This is a genomic window from Dactylosporangium aurantiacum (assembly GCF_000716715.1).
GTDB lineage: Bacteria > Actinomycetota > Actinomycetes > Mycobacteriales > Micromonosporaceae > Dactylosporangium > Dactylosporangium aurantiacum.
The window spans coordinates 381,597-397,386 of the sequence record NZ_JNYJ01000007.1; the positions used below are offsets into that span (position 1 = coordinate 381,597).

The window sequence follows — 15,790 nt, forward strand, 5'->3', positions numbered from 1 at the left end:
TTCGGCGCGGTGTTGTGACCGGCGGGCCGGGACTCGGCGGCGGTTGCCCGCGCGGGCCTGCGGGTTGACCGCGGCGAGGGCCCGTTGGCGCGCGTGGCGGATCGCGGTCACGCAGTGGCTCCGGCGGCCGGTCGGCACGTCCGGGAGACGCACTCAGAGCTGCTGGTGCGGCTAGCCCTGCGGCCGCGCCACGCGAACGTCCCCGCCACCGGGCGCGTCCTCGACGCCGCCGGCCGGCCGGCGCCTTCGACCGGCCGGCGCCGTTGGCCGACCGGCGCCGGCGGGGGCCGGCGCCGGTGCGGTGTCAGTGGAACCGGCGCAGCCGCAGGCTGTTCGCCACCACGAACGCCGAGCTCAGGGCCATCGCCCCGCCCGCGATCATCGGGTTGAGCAGGCCCGCGGCCGCGAGGGGCACGGCGGCCAGGTTGTACGCGAACGCCCAGAACAGGTTGCCCTTGATCGTGGCGAGGGTGCGCCGGGACAGCCGGATCGCGTCGGGGACCGCGGTCAGGTCGCCGCGGACCAGGGTCAGGTCGCCCGCCTCGATCGCCGCGTCGGTGCCCGTGCCCATCGAAAGGCCGAGGTCGGCCTGGGCGAGCGCGGCCGCGTCGTTGACCCCGTCGCCGACCATCGCCACGACCCGGCCCTCCGCCTGCAGGCGGCGGACCACGTCGAGCTTGCCGGCCGGCAGCACGCCCGCGATGACCTCGTCGATGCCGACCTCCGCGGCGACGGCCCGGGCGGCCGGCTCGGCGTCGCCGGTGAGCAGCACCGGGCGCAGGCCCAGGTCCCGCATCCGGCGGACCGCCTCGGCCGAGGTCGGCTTGACGGTGTCGCCGACCGCGATCAGGCCGCGGACCGCGCCGTCCCAGCCGACCGCGACGACCGTCCCGGCCCCCTCCGGCGCGCCGACCGAAGGGTCGAGCGGCGTGAGCCCCTGCGCCGCCAGGAACGACGGGCGGCCCACCCAGACGGTGCGGTCCTCGACGATGCCGCTGACCCCGTGCCCGGCGTGGCTGCTGAACGACGACACGGCGGGCCGGTCCGGCACCGCGGCCGCCACCGCCGTGGCGATCGGGTGCTCCGAGGCGTGCTCGACCGCGGCGGCGAGGCGCAGCGTGTCGGCGTGGCCCCGCACGTCCAGCACGGACATCCGGCCGGTGGTCACGGTGCCGGTCTTGTCCAGCAGTACCGTGTCGACGCGGCGGGTCGACTCGAGCACCTCCGGCCCGCGGATCAGGATGCCGAGCTGGGCGCCGCGGCCGGTGCCGACGAGCAGCGCCGTCGGCGTGGCCAGGCCCAGCGCGCACGGGCAGGCGATGATGAGCACCGCGACCGCGGCGGTGAACGCGGCCGCCACCGAGCCGCCGGAGCCCAGCCAGAAGCCGAGGGTGGCGACGGCGAGACCGATCACGATCGGCACGAAGACCGCGGCGATGCGGTCGGCGAGCCGCTGCACGTCGGCCTTGCCGCTCTGCGCCTCCTCGACGAGCCGCGCCATCTGGGCCAGCTGCGTGTCGGCGCCGGTCCGGCTGACCCGCACCACCAGCCGGCCGGCGGCGTTGACGCAGCCGCCGACGACCGCGTCGCCGGGGCCGACGTCGACCGGCACGGGCTCGCCGGTGAGCATGCTCGCGTCGACCGCGGACGTGCCGTCGAGCACCACGCCGTCGGCGGCGATCTTCTCGCCCGGCCGCACGACGAACCGGTCGCCGACCGCCAGCTGCTCGACGGGGACGCGGTGCTCGGTGCCGTCGGGTGCCAGTACCGCGGCATCCTTGGCACCCAGCTCCAGCAGGGCGCGCAGGGCGGCCCCGGCCCGGCGCTTGGCCCGGGCCTCGAAGTAGCGCCCGGCCAGGATGAACACCGTCACCCCGGCGGCGACCTCGAGGTAGATGGCGTCGGCCCCGGCGCCCCGGGAGACGGTCAGCTCGAACGGGTGGCGCATGCCGGGCATGCCGGCGTCGCCGAGGAACAGCGCGTACAGCGACCACAGGAACGCGGCCAGGGTGCCGACCGAGACCAGCGTGTCCATGCTCGCCGAGGCGTGCCGCAGGTTGCGCAGCGCCGCGCGGTGGAACGGCCACGCGCCCCACACCACGACCGGCGCGGCGAGGGTCAGCGACGCCCACTGCCACGACTCGAACTGCCAGGCCGGCACCATCGCCAGCAGGATCACCGGCACGGCGAGCGCGGCGCTGACCAGCAGCCGCTGCCGCGCCGCCGCCAGGGGGTCGGCAGCGGCGGCGGCCGGCTCGGGTGCGGTGACGGTCGCCGCCGTGTAGCCGGTCTGCTCGACGGTGGCGATCAGGTCGGCCACGACCAGCGACGGCGGGAACACCACGCGCGCCTTCTCGGTGGCGTAGTTGACGCTCGCCTCGACGCCGTCGAGCCGGTTGAGCTTCTTCTCGATGCGCGCGGCGCACGCGGCGCAGGTCATGCCGCCGATGGCGAGCTCAGTTGTGGGCATGCCCGCCTCCGATGCCGGTCACGGTGAACTCCGCGGTGTGCACGGCGCCCGCGTGCTGGAACTGGAAGTACAGCCGGTGCGTGCCCTCCGCGGCGCCCTCGACCGCGAACCCGACGTCGGGCCCGCCCGTCTGCGGCGCCTTCGGGTGGACGTGCAGGTAGGCGAGGTCCCGCTGGGCGATCGCCACCAGGTGCCCGGCCGCGCCGAGGTAGGGCTGCAGGTCGGTCACCGGCCGGCCGTCCCGCTCGACGCGCAGCGTCACGCCGTCGTGCACGTCGAGGCGCACCGTGTACCCGTCGACGACCGTCGTCGTGGCCGGCGCCGGCAGCGGCTCGGACCGGCGCGGCCCGGGCACGTCCAGGTCCACGGCGAGCACCGTCGCGGGCCCGCCGGTGGCGGTGAAGTCCGCGTATGCCCGCCACGGCCCGCCGTCCGGCAGCGCCAGCGGCGCCCGCCACGTGCCGTCCGCGTCCATCACGGGATGCACGTGCTGGAACCCCGACAGGTCCCGCCGCACCACGATGAGGTGCAGCGGCTTCTCGTGCACCGTGTCGAAGGCGGTGACGGCCCGCCCGTCCGCCCCGGTGATCCTGAAGCTCAGGTCGCCGCCGGTGTACGCCCCACCGCTCACCGTGTAGCCGTGCCGCGCGGGGGCGGACGGGTCGGTGCCGTTCCCGGAGGGGCCGCCGTGGCCGCCGTCGCCCCCGTGGCCGCCATCGGTGCCGTTCCCGCCGGCGTGCCCGTCCATGGCCGGGCCGTCCGCGGCCGGCGCGCGCCCGGCGAGCGCGTCCGGCCCGACGAGGCGCCCCGCCCCGAACGCCACGCCGAACACCACGGCCAGGACGGCCGTGAACACCCCGAGCCTGACCGGGGCGTTCATGCTCGGGTGCCGACGACTTCGTAACCGGCCTCGTCCACGGCGGCCCGGACGGCCTGCTCGTCGGCGGGCCCGTCGCTGGTCACGGTGACCGCGCCGGACGCCAGGTCGACCTCGACCCCGGTGACCCCGGGCACGCGGCCGACCTCGGTGCTCACCGCCTGCACGCAGTGCCCGCAGGTCATCCCCTTGACGGCGTAGGTCGTGGTGGTCATGTGTCGGCTCCTTCGGTACGGATACCCCCTATGGGTACCCGCTGAACGTAGCATACCCCCAGGGGGTGTGCGCTACGATGGTTGACATGACGACCGCCACGCCCCGCGGATACACCGCGACCAAGGACCAGCTCCAGAGCCGGCTGCGCCGCATCGAGGGCCAGGTCCGCGGCGTCGAGAAGATGGTCGACGAGGACCGCTACTGCATCGACGTGCTGACCCAGATCAGCGCGATCCAGGCCGCCCTGGACAAGGTCGCCCTCGGCCTGCTCGACGACCACGCCCGCCACTGCATGCAGCACGGCGCCGAGGAGGGCAAGGGCGAGGAGATGGCGACCGAGATGATGGCCGCCGTCGGCCGCCTCCTGCGCCGCGGCTGACCGATCCCGGCGGGGCGGCACGATCCCTGGGTCAGGGCTCGGGAGGCCCGGGTGCCGGGCGCGGACCGCCGGCCTCCGGCGCGGCGAGCCCGCGAGCGGCACGGATCAGGTCGGTCAGACGCTGGCGGTCCGCTTGTCGCAGGGCCCATTTGGCGATATCCCCGCGCTCCACTCCGCAGATCTTCAGCACCAGCGCCATCATCAGTACGTACACCGGATATGCGGCAAGCGGCAGCCACGGCATCACCGAGCTGAACATTGCCGTGCCACATGTGCGATCATGTTGCATCTTGCATTTTCGAGCCTGCCGGAGTCGAGACTCCTGCGGTATTCTCGGTCGGGTTCCACAGGGGAGACGCTCCTTCCGGAATCGACGCTCGCCGTTGCAGTCAGGTATGGGCCGTGACGCGAACGCCACGGCTCCATCAACCACGGTATGCGCGCAATAGCGGTGCGCGCAGCGGTTGCGAGCCAGTAATCCGGCCTCGTTGACCGTCGTTTGTGGCGCGGCGTCGTTGCGATATCGTGAAGCTTCGTTTTCCGTCGTCGGCGCTACGCGACGTCTGGGGCTGATCACGCGATGGGCACGCGGCAAGGGCGGGCAGGACCGGTATCGCCGACCATTGAAGCCGCGCTGCGATATCTCGGCATCCAGAGCCACGGAGTGCTCGCCGAGATCATCAGACACGCGATCGAACGACCGCACAGTGACACCGGTAGACGTCTCGCGCCCCTGACGGCACCGGTGGCCGGACTCGACGGCTGGACCGCGGCGGAACGCACCCATGCGCTGTGGCAGCTCATCCTCGAAGGAATGCACAGCCCTGACGTCGGCCCGACCGCGATGTCGCGCCGGCGGCGCGCGCTGCAGGCCGCGTTCCGCCTTCCCGACGCGGAGATCCACGGACCCTGGGGTGGGTCGCTCACCGAGCGCTTCAAGCAGCTGCGGAGCGTCAAGACCGTCTTCGGCGACCCGACCTCGACCCAGCCGATGGAGATGGCGTGGAAGCGCGGTGTGCGTGCCCTCGCCAGGTACCTCGAAGACCGGTTCGGCGAGCTGGCGGCACCGGCCGACTGGGGACAGTACCGGCCGGATCCCTCGGACCTGCACCGGTTCCAGGACAGCCGTCCCGAGGACTGGCAGAGCTACTTCGACGAGCTCAACGGCACCGACACGGTGTTCCGCAAACCCTCCAAGGGTGCCCAGCCGGTCTTCGTCGACCTCTTCGTCACCACGGTGTTCATGCGCCGTCGTGCGGTCTACCGCCGGATCACCGAACGGCTCGTGACCGCCAAGGCGGACGGCGTCGCGTACTACACCGCACGGGGGTTCGCCGGGAAGACGCCGCGCCTGACCTACGTGCCGGTCCGCGCACTGTGGGGCTGCCGCGCGGAGTTCGTCGAGCCGCGGCAGGCGGGCCGGCCGCCGGTGACCCGGCTGTGGTTCCCGGCCCCGCTGCGAAAGGGCGAGCAGGCGCACTTCGCCTCCGAGGTGATCGACGAGAACATCACCGAGGAGCGGTACTGGATCGATGTCGACATCGACCACCACGGAATCGCACCCGGTCACCTGCTGTACGGCGGCAAAGTTCCGGTGAGCGGCCTGACCATCCGCGTCAGGTTCGACGAAGGCTGCCTGCCGGAGGCGGTCTGGTGGTACGCGGAACTGAACGAGATCGAACGGTACGACCCGCCGCCACCCGAGGACCGGCGGTATGTCGACGTCGTCGGTAATGATGTCCAGCACACGTTCACCCACGTGGCCTGCCAGCCGAGAGAGAGTTACGGTCTGGCCTTCAAGTGGCCGGAGCGCAGATAGGCGGCGTGCGCCGAAAATACAAAGGGCCACCTGATCCGCGCCGGGCAGATCTTGCGGCCACTTTGTGACGTGCGTCGTCGGTGAGCGGGGATCAATTCCCTCCGCTGCCGCCCTCAACCCGCATTGCCGATGCCTCCTTCCGGTGCCGTAAAACGCGCATGTATACGTGTGGCCATTGGACCGCGCATCATCGTAGGGGACCTGCTGAAGCTGCCCGGCCGCGGGTCAGGACCGTTTGCCGTACGGCAATCGCACCGCCGGAGGCGCGCGCCGCAGGCTGTGGCGTTAGGTGAATGGTGCTCGGAAATTTCACGCCCGTCACATTCGCGGCTGCACGACCTTTGTCACTCGAAAGTTGACCCTGGGCCCTGCTTCCGGCCGGGTCGACGCGTGTTTCATCGTCGGTGTTTCACCCTGCCGCCGGACTGCCGCTCAGACCTCGGCGGCCGGAGCGTCATGCCCGCTGAGCGGTCTTGACAATCGGTGCGGGCCGATGCTGTGCTGTCCTCCGCTCCGTTACATTGATGTTTCATTTGTTACATCCGTAGCTCTGGGAGAGACGCGATGACGCGACAGGTGTTGCGGCTGGCGGCGGTGGGTGCCGCCGTCGCCGTCGGGCTGACGGGGTTCACGGAGGCGAGGGCGGGCGAGCCGGCCCCGGCGGCGCGGGTGTGGGTGACGACCGTCGACGGCGCGGAGCTCATGCACGAGCGGGCCCCGGTCGCGTTCGGCCGGCCGGTCGCCGGCAACCCGAACGTCACCGTCACGGTGGACCCGAGCCGGGAGTTCCAGACCATGGACGGGTTCGGGGCGTCGATCACCGACTCGTCCGCCGCCGTGCTGTACCGGCTGAGCCCGGCCGAACGGGACAAGGCCATGCGCGCCCTGTTCGACCCGGCGAAAGGCGACGGCGTCAGCTTCCTGCGCCAGCCGATCGGCTCGTCGGACTTCACCGCCGCCGGCAGCCACTACTCGCTCGACGACGTGCCGGCGGGGGAGCGGGACTTCGCCCTGCGGCACTTCAGCATCGCCCGTGACCAGGAGCGGGTCCTGCCGCTGCTGCGCCGGGCGAAGCAGCTCAACCCGCAGCTGAAGATCATGGCGACGCCGTGGAGCCCGCCGGCCTGGATGAAGACCAACGGCTCGCTCGTCGGCGGCGCGCTCATCGACGACCCGGCGATCTACCAGGCGTACGCGCGCTACCTGGTGCGGTTCGTCCTGGCGTACGCGGCCGACGGCGTGCCGGTCGACTACCTCACCGTGCAGAACGAGCCGCAGAACGGCGGCGAGCACGGCTACCCGACGACCGCCATGCGGGTCGCGCAGGAGACCAAGGTCATCGAGGCGCTCGGGCCGCTGCTGCGGATCGCCAGCCCCCGCACGAAGATCATCGGCTACGACCACAACTGGGCCACCCACCCCAACGACGTCGCCAACGTCCCGCCGGGGCAGGACCCGGAGACCGACTACCCGTACCAGCTGCTGTCCGGGCCGGCCGGCAGGTGGCTCGCCGGCACCGCGTACCACTGCTACTACGGCGACCCGGCCGCGCAGAGCGCCCTGCACGACGCGTTCCCGGCCAAGGGCATCTGGTTCACCGAGTGCTCCGGGTCGCACGGCCCGAGCGACCCGCCCGCGCAGTTCTTCCGCGACACGTTGAAGTGGCACGCCCGCACCATCGCGATCGGGACCACCCGGAACTGGGCGAAGTCCGTGGTCAACTGGAACATCGCCCTCGACGCGACCGGCGGCCCGCACCTCGGCGGCTGCGACACCTGCACCGGGTTGATCACGGTGCAGCCCGACGGCACGTTCACCACCAACGCCGAGTACTACACGATCGGGCACCTGTCGCGGTTCGTGAAGCCGGGCGCGGTCCGCATCGCCAGCACCTCCTTCGGCACCACCGGCTGGAACGGCCAGATCATGGACGTCGCCTTCCGCAACCCGGACGGCTCCACGGCACTGGTCGTGCACAACGAGAACGACGACCCGCGCACGTTCACCGTCGCCGCCGGCGGCCGCACCTTCGACTACACGCTGCCCGGCGGCTCCCTCGCCACGTTCACCTGGCCCCGCAGCCGGGTGCTCGACGACGGCCCGCGGCTGCTGCCGCTGCGCGGCGCCACCGCCACGTCGCTGCCGGCGAACCCGGACGCGAAACTCGCCGTCGACGAGGACGCCTCGACCCGCTGGTCCGCCGGCCAGGCCCAGGAGCCCGGCCAGTACCTGCAGGTCGACCTCGGCGAGCAGCGCCGCTTCCGCCGGGTCGCGATCGACAGCGGCGGCAGCGTCGGCGACTACGCACGGGCCTGGCAGTTGTCCGTCAGCGACGACGGCGCCTCCTGGCGCGTGCTCGCGTCCGGCACCGGCACCGGCCAGCTCACCAACGTCGACGTCAAGGCCCGCGCGCGGTACCTGCGGGTGACGAACACCGGCACCAGCGGCAGCTGGTGGAGCCTGGCCGACCTGCGCCTCTACGCATAGCACCGGCAGTGCATCGGCAGGGGCGGGGCCCGCCAGCCCCGCCCCTTCACCACCCCCAGAAGGGAACCCCTCATGACCGACCGCCCGGTCACCAGGAAACGCCTCATCGCCACCTGCGCCGCCGCGGGCCTGCTCGCCACCGGCGCCGCGCTCGTGGTCACCCAGGCCTCACCCGCCCTCGCCGCCACCAACGCCAGCGTCTGGCTCACCACGCCGGACCGCGCCAACCAGCTCACGAAGAAGGCCGACGTCGCGTTCGGCACCGCCGGCAGCGGCTCGACGATCACCGTCAACCCGAACACCACGTACCAGTCGATGGTGGGCTTCGGCGCGTCGTTCACCGACTCGTCGGCGAACCTGATCTACAACTCCTCGGCCCGCAACAGCATCATGACGTCGCTGTTCAGCCCCACCAGCGGGATCGGCCTGAGCTTCCTGCGCCAGCCGCTCGGCGCGTCGGACTTCTCGCTGAACTTCTACACCTACGACGACGGCGCCGCCGACCCGAGCCTGTCCCGGTTCTCGATCGCGCACGACCAGGCGTACATCCTGCCGCTGCTGACGCAGGCACGCTCGCTGAACCCGCAGGTGTCCACGATGGTCGTGCCGTGGAGCGCGCCGGCCTGGATGAAGACCAACAACAACCTCGTCGGCGGCTCGCTGAGCACCAGCTACGAGGCCACCTTCGCCGACTACCTCGTGCGGTCGGTGCAGGCGTACCAGGCGGCGGGCGTGCCGGTGCAGTACCTCAGCGTCCAGAACGAGCCGCAGTTCTCCCCGCCCGGCTACCCCGGCATGCTCATGTCCGCCTCGCAGCAGGCCGCGATCATCAACAACCTCGCGCCGAAGCTCGCCGCCGCCGGCCTCGGCACGAAGATCCTCGCCTGGGACCACAACTGGGACAACACCTCGTTCCCGCAGCAGGTGCTCGCCGCCACCGGCAACAACACCGCCGGCACCGCGTGGCACTGCTACGGCGGCGCGCCCGACGGCCAGAGCACCGTGCGCAACGCGTACCCGAACAAGGACGTCTTCTTCACCGAGTGCTCCGGCACCGAGTCGGGCAACACCTTCGCCGACTCGCTGCTGTGGCAGGGCCGCAACCTCGCGGTCGGCGCCACCCGCAACTGGGCCAGGACCGTCACGCTGTGGAACATGGCGCTCAACCCGTCGCACGGCCCCGTCATCGGCAGCTGCACCAACTGCATGGGCGTGGTCACCGTCAACGGCGGCAGCGTCACGTACAACGCCGAGTACTACGTGCTCGGCCACCTCGCGAAGTTCGTCAAGCCCGGCGCGGTCCGCATCGACTCGACCGGCTACGGCCAGGGCGGCATCGAGAACGTCGCCTTCCGCAACCCGGACGGCTCGATCGTGCTCGTCGCGGTGAACTCCGGCGGCGCCCAGAACTTCCAGGTCTCCTACGGCGGCTCGTCCTTCGGCTACAACCTGCCCGCCGGCTCCATGGCCACCTTCACCTGGCCGGGCGGCGCCGTCACCCCGACCTCCCAGCCGCCGGCGACCTCCATCGACCCCTCCCGGTGGTACCAGGTGGTCAACACCAACAGCGGCAAGTGCCTCGACGACACCGGCTGGGGCACCGCCAACGGCACCGCCCTGCAGCAGTGGACCTGCGGCGCCGCGGGCGCGACCAACCAGCAGTGGCAGTTCCGCCCCACCAGCGGCGGCTACTACCAGGTCGTCAACCGCTACGCCGCCAACCTCGGCTGGGACGTCAACGGCGGCGCCGGCGCCACCGCCGACGGCGCGCAGGTGCACCTGTGGGCGTACGGCGGCGGCACCAACCAGCAGTGGCTGCCGGCCTCCCTCAGCGGCGGCGCGTTCCGCTTCACCGCCCGCAACAGCGGCAAGTGCCTCGACGTCCGTGACGTCTCCACCGCCGACGGCGCCCTGCTGCAGCAGTGGTCGTGCACCGGCGGCGCGGCGCAGTCGTTCCGCCTGGTCGCCGTGGGCTGAGCCCCGCCGTGACCCGCGGTCCCGGGACCTCGCCGCCAAGAGCGTCCCGGGACCGCGGCCGCCGTCTCCCGGCCCGTCCGGCTTCCAGGCCGCGGCCACCGGCTTCCATGCTGTCGCTGTCGCTGTCGCTGTCGCTGTCGCTGTCGCTGTCGCTGTCGCTGTCGCTGTCGCTGTCGCTGTCGCTGTCGCTGTCGCTGTCGTCCTCGGTGCGGGCGGTCGGTGCGGGCGGTCGGTGCGGGCGGTCGGTGCGGGCGGCCGGTGCGGGCGGCCGGTTCTCGCGGTCGGTTCTCGCGGTCGGTTCTCGGTTGAGGGCTGCCGGTCCTCGTGGGCGGGCTGCCGGTCCTCGTGGCCGGGCTGCCGGTCCTCGTGGCCGGGCTGCCGGCTCTCGGGCTTGTCGGCTTCCGGGGCCGCTATCCGGCGGCTTCCAGCTCCCGCTTCAACCTGCCGAGCGTGACCCGCATCCCTTCCCGGTTCGCCTCGGGCCGCTCCGTGGCGACCTTGCCCGTGAAGATCCGCCCGAGGATCATCGACCCCTTGACGCGCCGGTCGATCCAGTACTGCGTGACGCCGGTGCCCCCGTCGACGGCCGCCAGCCGGAACCCCCACCTGGCCACCGGCAACCCGAACGTCGTCACGTCGAACGCGAACTCGGCCCCCGGCTCGGCGACGACCACCCGGCACGTGGTGAACCAGACATACGCCCGGTGCCGGTTGAACCCCACGAACCGCCGCGGAACCCCGCCGGCCGACCGGCTGACGACCCAGGTCGCGAAGCACTCGGGGCTCCACTTCGCCATCCGCCGCACGTCGGACACCGCCCGGAACACCACCTCGGGCGCCACCGCCACCGTGACCCGCTCGACGACCTCCACGGCGCTCACCTTGTCACGCCCCCGCACCGCCGCGCCAGGCACCGCCGCGGGCGGCGCGCTCCAACGAACCACGCCGCCAGCCTAACCACCCCCACCGACAAAAACCGGGGCTGCGACAGTGGACGGCGTGACCGCCGCCGACATCTTCGACGCGCACCGGCAGAAGCTCAACGCCGTGGCGTACCGCGTGCTGGGCCGGGTCGGCGACGTCGAGGACGTGGTGCAGGACACCTGGCTGCGGTGGAGCGGCGTCGACCCGGCGACCGTCGAGGATCCCGAGGCGTATCTGGTACGGGTCACCACCCGCCTCGCCATCGACCGGCTGCGCAGCGCCCAGGCCCGGCGGGAGCGGTACGTCGGCCCGTGGCTGCCCGAGCCGATGCTCACCACGCCCGACGTCGCGGAGCGGGTCGCGCTCGACGACTCGGTGTCCACGGCGATGCTGCTCGTGCTGGAGTCGCTGTCGCCGCTGGAGCGTGCCGTGTTCGTGCTCCGGGAGGCGTTCGGCTACTCGCACGCGGAGATCGCCGGCTTCGTCGGTCGCAGCGAGGCCTCGGTCCGTCAGACCGCGGCGCGGGCGCGCGCCCACGTCGAGGCGCACCGCGTCCGGTACGACACGGACCTCGCCACCCGCACCGCCGTCACCGAACGGTTCCTGGCCGCCTGCGCCGGCGGCGACCTGCGCGAGCTGCTCGCCGTGCTGGCGCCGGGCGTGGAGCTGGTCAGCGACGGCGGCGGCCTGGCCCCCGCGCCGCGCAAGGTGATCGAAGGGCTGGAGCTGGTCGCCCGGGCGCTGCTCACATTCGCCGGCCGGCTGCCGGAGGCGCCGGGCATCCGCCTCGTGCACCTCAACGGCGGGCCGGCGATCGTGGTCGACTCGGCGGGCGTCCCGTCCGCGGCCGTCGTCCTGCACCTCGTCGACGGCCTGGTCCGCGCGATCCACCTCATCGCCAACCCCGAGAAGCTCGGCGGAGTCCCGGCAGCGGAGCAGCCCGGCGGAGGAAGCCCGGCGCCGGAGCAGCCCGGCGGGAGCCCGGCGCCGGAGCAGCCCGGCGGAAGCCCGGCGCCGGAGCAACCCGGCGGGAGCCCGGCACCGCAGCGGCTCAGCGGAACCCCAGCATCGCCGCCGGCACCGTGACCCGCTTCGACAGCCGGTACGCCGGCAGCGGGCTGCGCGTCACGAGCTCCTTGTAGACCACCGCCGCCCGCCCGGCGAGGAACCACCGCCGCGGGCTGTCGTCGGCGTGCGTGAACTGGATGACGGCGTCCCGGCGGCCCAGTGACACCGGCTGGTGCACGTAGCCGAACCGGAACGGCCGCGCGGCCCGCCCGGCCAGGACCCGCGCGATGCTGTCGGCCGCGTGCACCCCGCTCGGGATGCCGCTCTGGCAGGTGCCGTGGATCATGCCCCACGGCTGCCGGATCGCGGCCGCGTCGCCGATCGCCACGACGTCCGGGTGCGACACGGACCGCAGCGTCGCGTCGACGACGACCCGGCCGTGCCCGTCGACGGCCAGCCCCGCCTCGGCGGCGAGGGGTGACGCGGTGAACCCGGTGGTCCACAACGTCGCGTCGGCGGCGACCCGCTCCCCGCCGGCGAGCTCGACGCCGTCGGCGAGCACCCGGGTCACCTCGACGCCCGCGCGGACCCGCACGCCGAGCCCGGCCAGTGCCCGGTCGAGGCGGGCCCGGGCGCGCGGCGTCATCAGCGGCCCGGGCGCGTCGCGGGTGAGCAGCAGCACGCGCGCGGCCGGGTGCCGCTCGGCGAGCTCGGCGGCGGCCTCCACGCCGGTCAGCCCGCCGCCGACGACGGCGACCGTGGCGTCCGGTCGCGCGCCCAGCAGCGCCGCCAGCCGTCCCGCCGCGTCGATGCCGTCCAAGGTGTACGCGTGTGCCCCGGCCCCCGGCACCGACACGGTCTCGGCGACGCTGCCGACGGCGTACACGAGCGTGTCGTAGCCGATCACCCGCCCGCCGGCCACCACCTCGCGGCGCGCGGTGTCGATCCGCTCGGCGTGCGCCCGCACGAACCCGACGCCGGTGCCGCGCAACAGCTCCGGGATGCTCCGGGTGGGCAGCGGCTGCCCAGTGGCGCACTGGTGCATCCGCAGCCGCTCGGTGAACCGGTCCGACGGGTTGACCAGGGTCACCCGCGTGCCGAGCCGCCGGGTGCGGCGGGCCACCCGGATGGCGGCGATCATGCCGGTGTACCCGGCTCCGAGGACGACGATCCGGTGCATGGCCGGCTCCTTCCCGCTGGGCGCCGGGTCCCGGCGCGCTCGCCACCAGGACGGGGCGGCGCGCCGGTCCGTGAGCCGCGCGGGCGGTGACGCCGGTCACTCGGTGTGCAGCACCTCGGCGATGGTGAGCCGGGCGGCCGCCCGGGCCGGGACGAGCGCCCCGAGGACCGCGATCACGGCACCCGTGACGGCCAGGGCCAGCAGCGTCCACGGCTGCCACACGTGCAGCAGCGCCAGCGGTACGTCCACCCTCGCCGCGCTCGTCGCGAGCGGCACCACGAACCGGTGGGCGAGCACCCCCGCCGGGACGCCGACGAGCCCGCCGGCGAGCCCGAGCCCGGCCATCGACGTCACCGTCATCACCACGACCTGCCGTGGGGTCATCCCGATCGACTTGAGCATGCCGAGGTCGCGGCGGCGCTCCCGGACGTTGAGCAGGACCGTGTTGAGCACGCTCAGCGCGGCGACCGTGCCGAGCATCAGCGACAGCGCGCCGGACAGCGCGATCATCGTGACCGTGAACGGGTTGCGGCCCGAGTTGTCCCACGCGTTGAGGCCGGGGTCGGCGGCGCGCACCGACGCGAGGTACGCGGGGATCGCGGTGCCCGGGGTCAGCGCGACCTCGTACAGGACCTCGTGGTTGCCGACCGGCCGCTCCGGCCGCAACCGCTCCAGGGTCTCCCAGCCGGTGAGCAGGTGCGCGCCGCCCACCCCGCCGCTCATGGTCTCGCCGACGACCGTCACCTCGGCCCGCCGCCCGCCGCCGGCCTCCAGGGTGAGCCGGTCACCGACGGCCAGCCCCCGCTCGTGCAGCAGCGTCGACGGCACCACCACCTCGCCCGGCGCCCGCATCCACCGGCCCGCGACGATCGCCTCCTTGAGCCCCACGCGGTCGCGGTCGCCCCGCAGGAAGAGCACGGTGATCGCCTGGGTCTGCCCGACGACGGGAATCTCCAGGGCGAGCTCGGCGGTCACGTACCGGGTGCCGGGCAGCGACCGCAGGAGCCGCTCGACCTCCTCGTCGGAGCGGCCCGACTGCCCCTGGCCGAAGCTGGGGTTCAGCGGCCGCACGGCCACCGGCGCCGTCTCGACCCGGTCGGCGATCTCGGAGAACCGGGCGACGGTCGTGGCGAGCCCGCTCGCGAACGTCACCGTCGTCACGCCGAGCACGACCGCGGCGACGGTCAGAGCGGTGCGGGCGGGTCGGGCGAAGGGCAGCCCCAGCCCCAGGCTCACCGACCGCGGCAACCGGGCACCGCTGAGCCACCGCTGCACCCGCAGCCCTCGCCCCGAGCGCGGGGCGCTGCCGGCGCTGATCGCCTCCGCGGCCGGCAGCCGGCGGGCCCGCAGCGCCGGCAGCAGCGCGGCGAGCAGCACCACGGCCAGGACCCCGAGGGTCGCGGTGAGCTGCACGCCCCACCCGCTGCCGACGGCGCCGCTGAAGCCGAGCCCGAGGAACGCGTTGGTCAGCAACGGCCGCGCGGTGACCTCGCCGGCCGCGGCGCCCAGCAGGCTGCCGGCCACCGCCGGGACCGACACCATCGTCAGGTACACCGCGACGACCTGCGCCGGGGTGAACCCGATCGCCTTGAGCACGCCGATGTGCCGGTACCCGGACACGACCGCCCCGCTGACCACGTTCGCCACGACCAGGACCGCGACGAGCAGCCCGAGAATCCCGAACACCACCAGGAACGGCACGTAGGCGCCCGGACCCGCCGCGACCGCCTCCTTGATCACCTGGTACGACTGGGTCGCCAGCAGCCCACCGGCCGGCAGCGCGGCGGTGAACCCGTCGACGGCCGCCTCGGACGGCTCGCCGGGCAGCCGGTACAGCACCTGCTCGGCGGTCGGGCCGAGCTGCGCCAGCTGTGCCGGGGCGACCCACGCGTCGGCGGTCCGGCTGACGCTGTACGCCAGCCCCACGACCGTCAGCGGGGGCGCGCCGCGCAGCTGGACGACGGTGCCGACCTGCGACGGCGGGTGGTAGCCCGGGGCCGGCGGCAGGTCCGCCACGACGATCTCGCCCGGCGCGGTCGCCCAGCGCCCGTCCCACACGTCGACCCGGTCGACCGGCCCGGCGGGGTCGGCCCGCCCGACGACGGTGAGCGTGCCCGGCAGGTACAGCATCCCGGTGTCCTGCGGCGCGGCCAGCACCACCTGCGCGAACGGCCCGGCCACCGCCACCGCCCCGGCCGGCGCCGCGGATCCGGCGGTGCCCGGCTCGTAGACCGCGGTGACGTGCGCGCCCGCCTGCTCGTCGAAGACCCGCTCGAACGGCGCCGACGACGCGTCCAGCAGCCGCAGCGCGACCACGATCGTGGCGGTCGAGAACAGCACGACGATCCCGATGACGACGGTCTGCAGCCGGCGCCGGCGCACCGCGGCCCGGGCCGCCCGCCACACCGCGCTCACGCCGTCACCTCCGCTGCGCTCCCGCGCCGCCGCGCGCC

The 15,790-nt window shown here is 73.6% G+C and carries 11 protein-coding genes and 1 pseudogene; 5 read left to right on the forward strand and 7 right to left on the reverse strand.

The window, feature by feature from the left end:
* Window positions 1-304: 304 nt before the first annotated feature.
* Genes OP18_RS10450 through OP18_RS10460 form a run of 3 tightly spaced genes read right to left on the reverse strand, consistent with a single transcriptional unit; the run spans window position 305 to window position 3,562 of the window.
* Window positions 305-2,470: a heavy metal translocating P-type ATPase gene (locus OP18_RS10450; protein WP_033358529.1), complete on the reverse strand. Its 2,166-nt coding sequence runs from the start codon at window positions 2,468-2,470 to the stop codon at window positions 305-307.
* Window positions 2,457-3,350 (reverse strand): hypothetical protein, encoded by an 894-nt coding sequence (locus OP18_RS10455; protein WP_033358530.1) that lies wholly within the window; start codon window positions 3,348-3,350, stop codon window positions 2,457-2,459. The genes OP18_RS10450 and OP18_RS10455 overlap by 14 nt, the downstream gene beginning before the upstream one ends.
* Window positions 3,347-3,562, reverse strand: coding sequence for a heavy-metal-associated domain-containing protein (locus OP18_RS10460; protein ID WP_033358531.1), 216 nt, complete (start codon window positions 3,560-3,562; stop codon window positions 3,347-3,349). Before OP18_RS10460 ends, OP18_RS10455 begins: the two co-directional genes overlap by 4 nt.
* Window positions 3,563-3,648: 86 nt before the next feature.
* On the opposite strand from OP18_RS10460, the gene OP18_RS10465 reads away from it, so the two are divergent.
* Window positions 3,649-3,942, forward strand: coding sequence for a metal-sensitive transcriptional regulator (locus OP18_RS10465; RefSeq protein ID WP_033358532.1), 294 nt, complete (start codon window positions 3,649-3,651; stop codon window positions 3,940-3,942).
* Between the two features lie 31 nt (window positions 3,943-3,973).
* On the opposite strand, the gene OP18_RS10470 is transcribed toward OP18_RS10465, so the two are convergent.
* On the reverse strand, window positions 3,974-4,201 hold the full coding sequence (locus tag OP18_RS10470; RefSeq protein WP_033358533.1) for a hypothetical protein: 228 nt from the start codon (window positions 4,199-4,201) through the stop codon (window positions 3,974-3,976).
* Between the two features lie 486 nt (window positions 4,202-4,687).
* Here OP18_RS10470 and OP18_RS10475 point away from each other — a divergent pair, with 486 nt between their 5' ends.
* From OP18_RS10475 to OP18_RS10485, 3 genes are all read left to right on the forward strand, one after another.
* Window positions 4,688-5,761, forward strand: a complete 1,074-nt coding sequence (locus tag OP18_RS10475; RefSeq protein WP_052386487.1) for a hypothetical protein — start codon at window positions 4,688-4,690, stop codon at window positions 5,759-5,761.
* Window positions 5,762-6,325: 564 nt separating this feature from the next.
* Entirely contained in the window at window positions 6,326-8,248 is a 1,923-nt protein-coding gene (locus OP18_RS10480; RefSeq protein ID WP_033358535.1) for a discoidin domain-containing protein, read from the forward strand.
* A gap of 72 nt (window positions 8,249-8,320) precedes the next feature.
* Window positions 8,321-10,225: an RICIN domain-containing protein gene (locus OP18_RS10485; protein WP_052386488.1), complete on the forward strand. Its 1,905-nt coding sequence runs from the start codon at window positions 8,321-8,323 to the stop codon at window positions 10,223-10,225.
* A 410-nt stretch (window positions 10,226-10,635) separates the two neighbouring features.
* Here OP18_RS10485 and OP18_RS10490 read toward each other — a convergent pair whose 3' ends face one another.
* Window positions 10,636-11,097 (reverse strand): SRPBCC family protein, encoded by a 462-nt coding sequence (locus OP18_RS10490; protein ID WP_211273487.1) that lies wholly within the window; start codon window positions 11,095-11,097, stop codon window positions 10,636-10,638.
* A 118-nt stretch (window positions 11,098-11,215) separates the two neighbouring features.
* Here OP18_RS10490 and sigJ point away from each other — a divergent pair.
* Window positions 11,216-12,073, forward strand: a pseudogene (gene sigJ, locus OP18_RS10495) (RNA polymerase sigma factor SigJ); the annotation flags it as partial.
* A 127-nt stretch (window positions 12,074-12,200) separates the two neighbouring features.
* Here the strand turns inward: sigJ and OP18_RS10500 are convergent.
* Both OP18_RS10500 and OP18_RS10505 read right to left on the reverse strand, forming a co-directional pair.
* Entirely contained in the window at window positions 12,201-13,337 is a 1,137-nt protein-coding gene (locus OP18_RS10500) for an NAD(P)/FAD-dependent oxidoreductase (RefSeq protein ID WP_033358536.1), read from the reverse strand.
* Between the two features lie 96 nt (window positions 13,338-13,433).
* Window positions 13,434-15,752, reverse strand: a complete 2,319-nt coding sequence (locus tag OP18_RS10505) for an ABC transporter permease (protein ID WP_033358537.1) — start codon at window positions 15,750-15,752, stop codon at window positions 13,434-13,436.
* Window positions 15,753-15,790 lie beyond the last annotated feature (38 nt).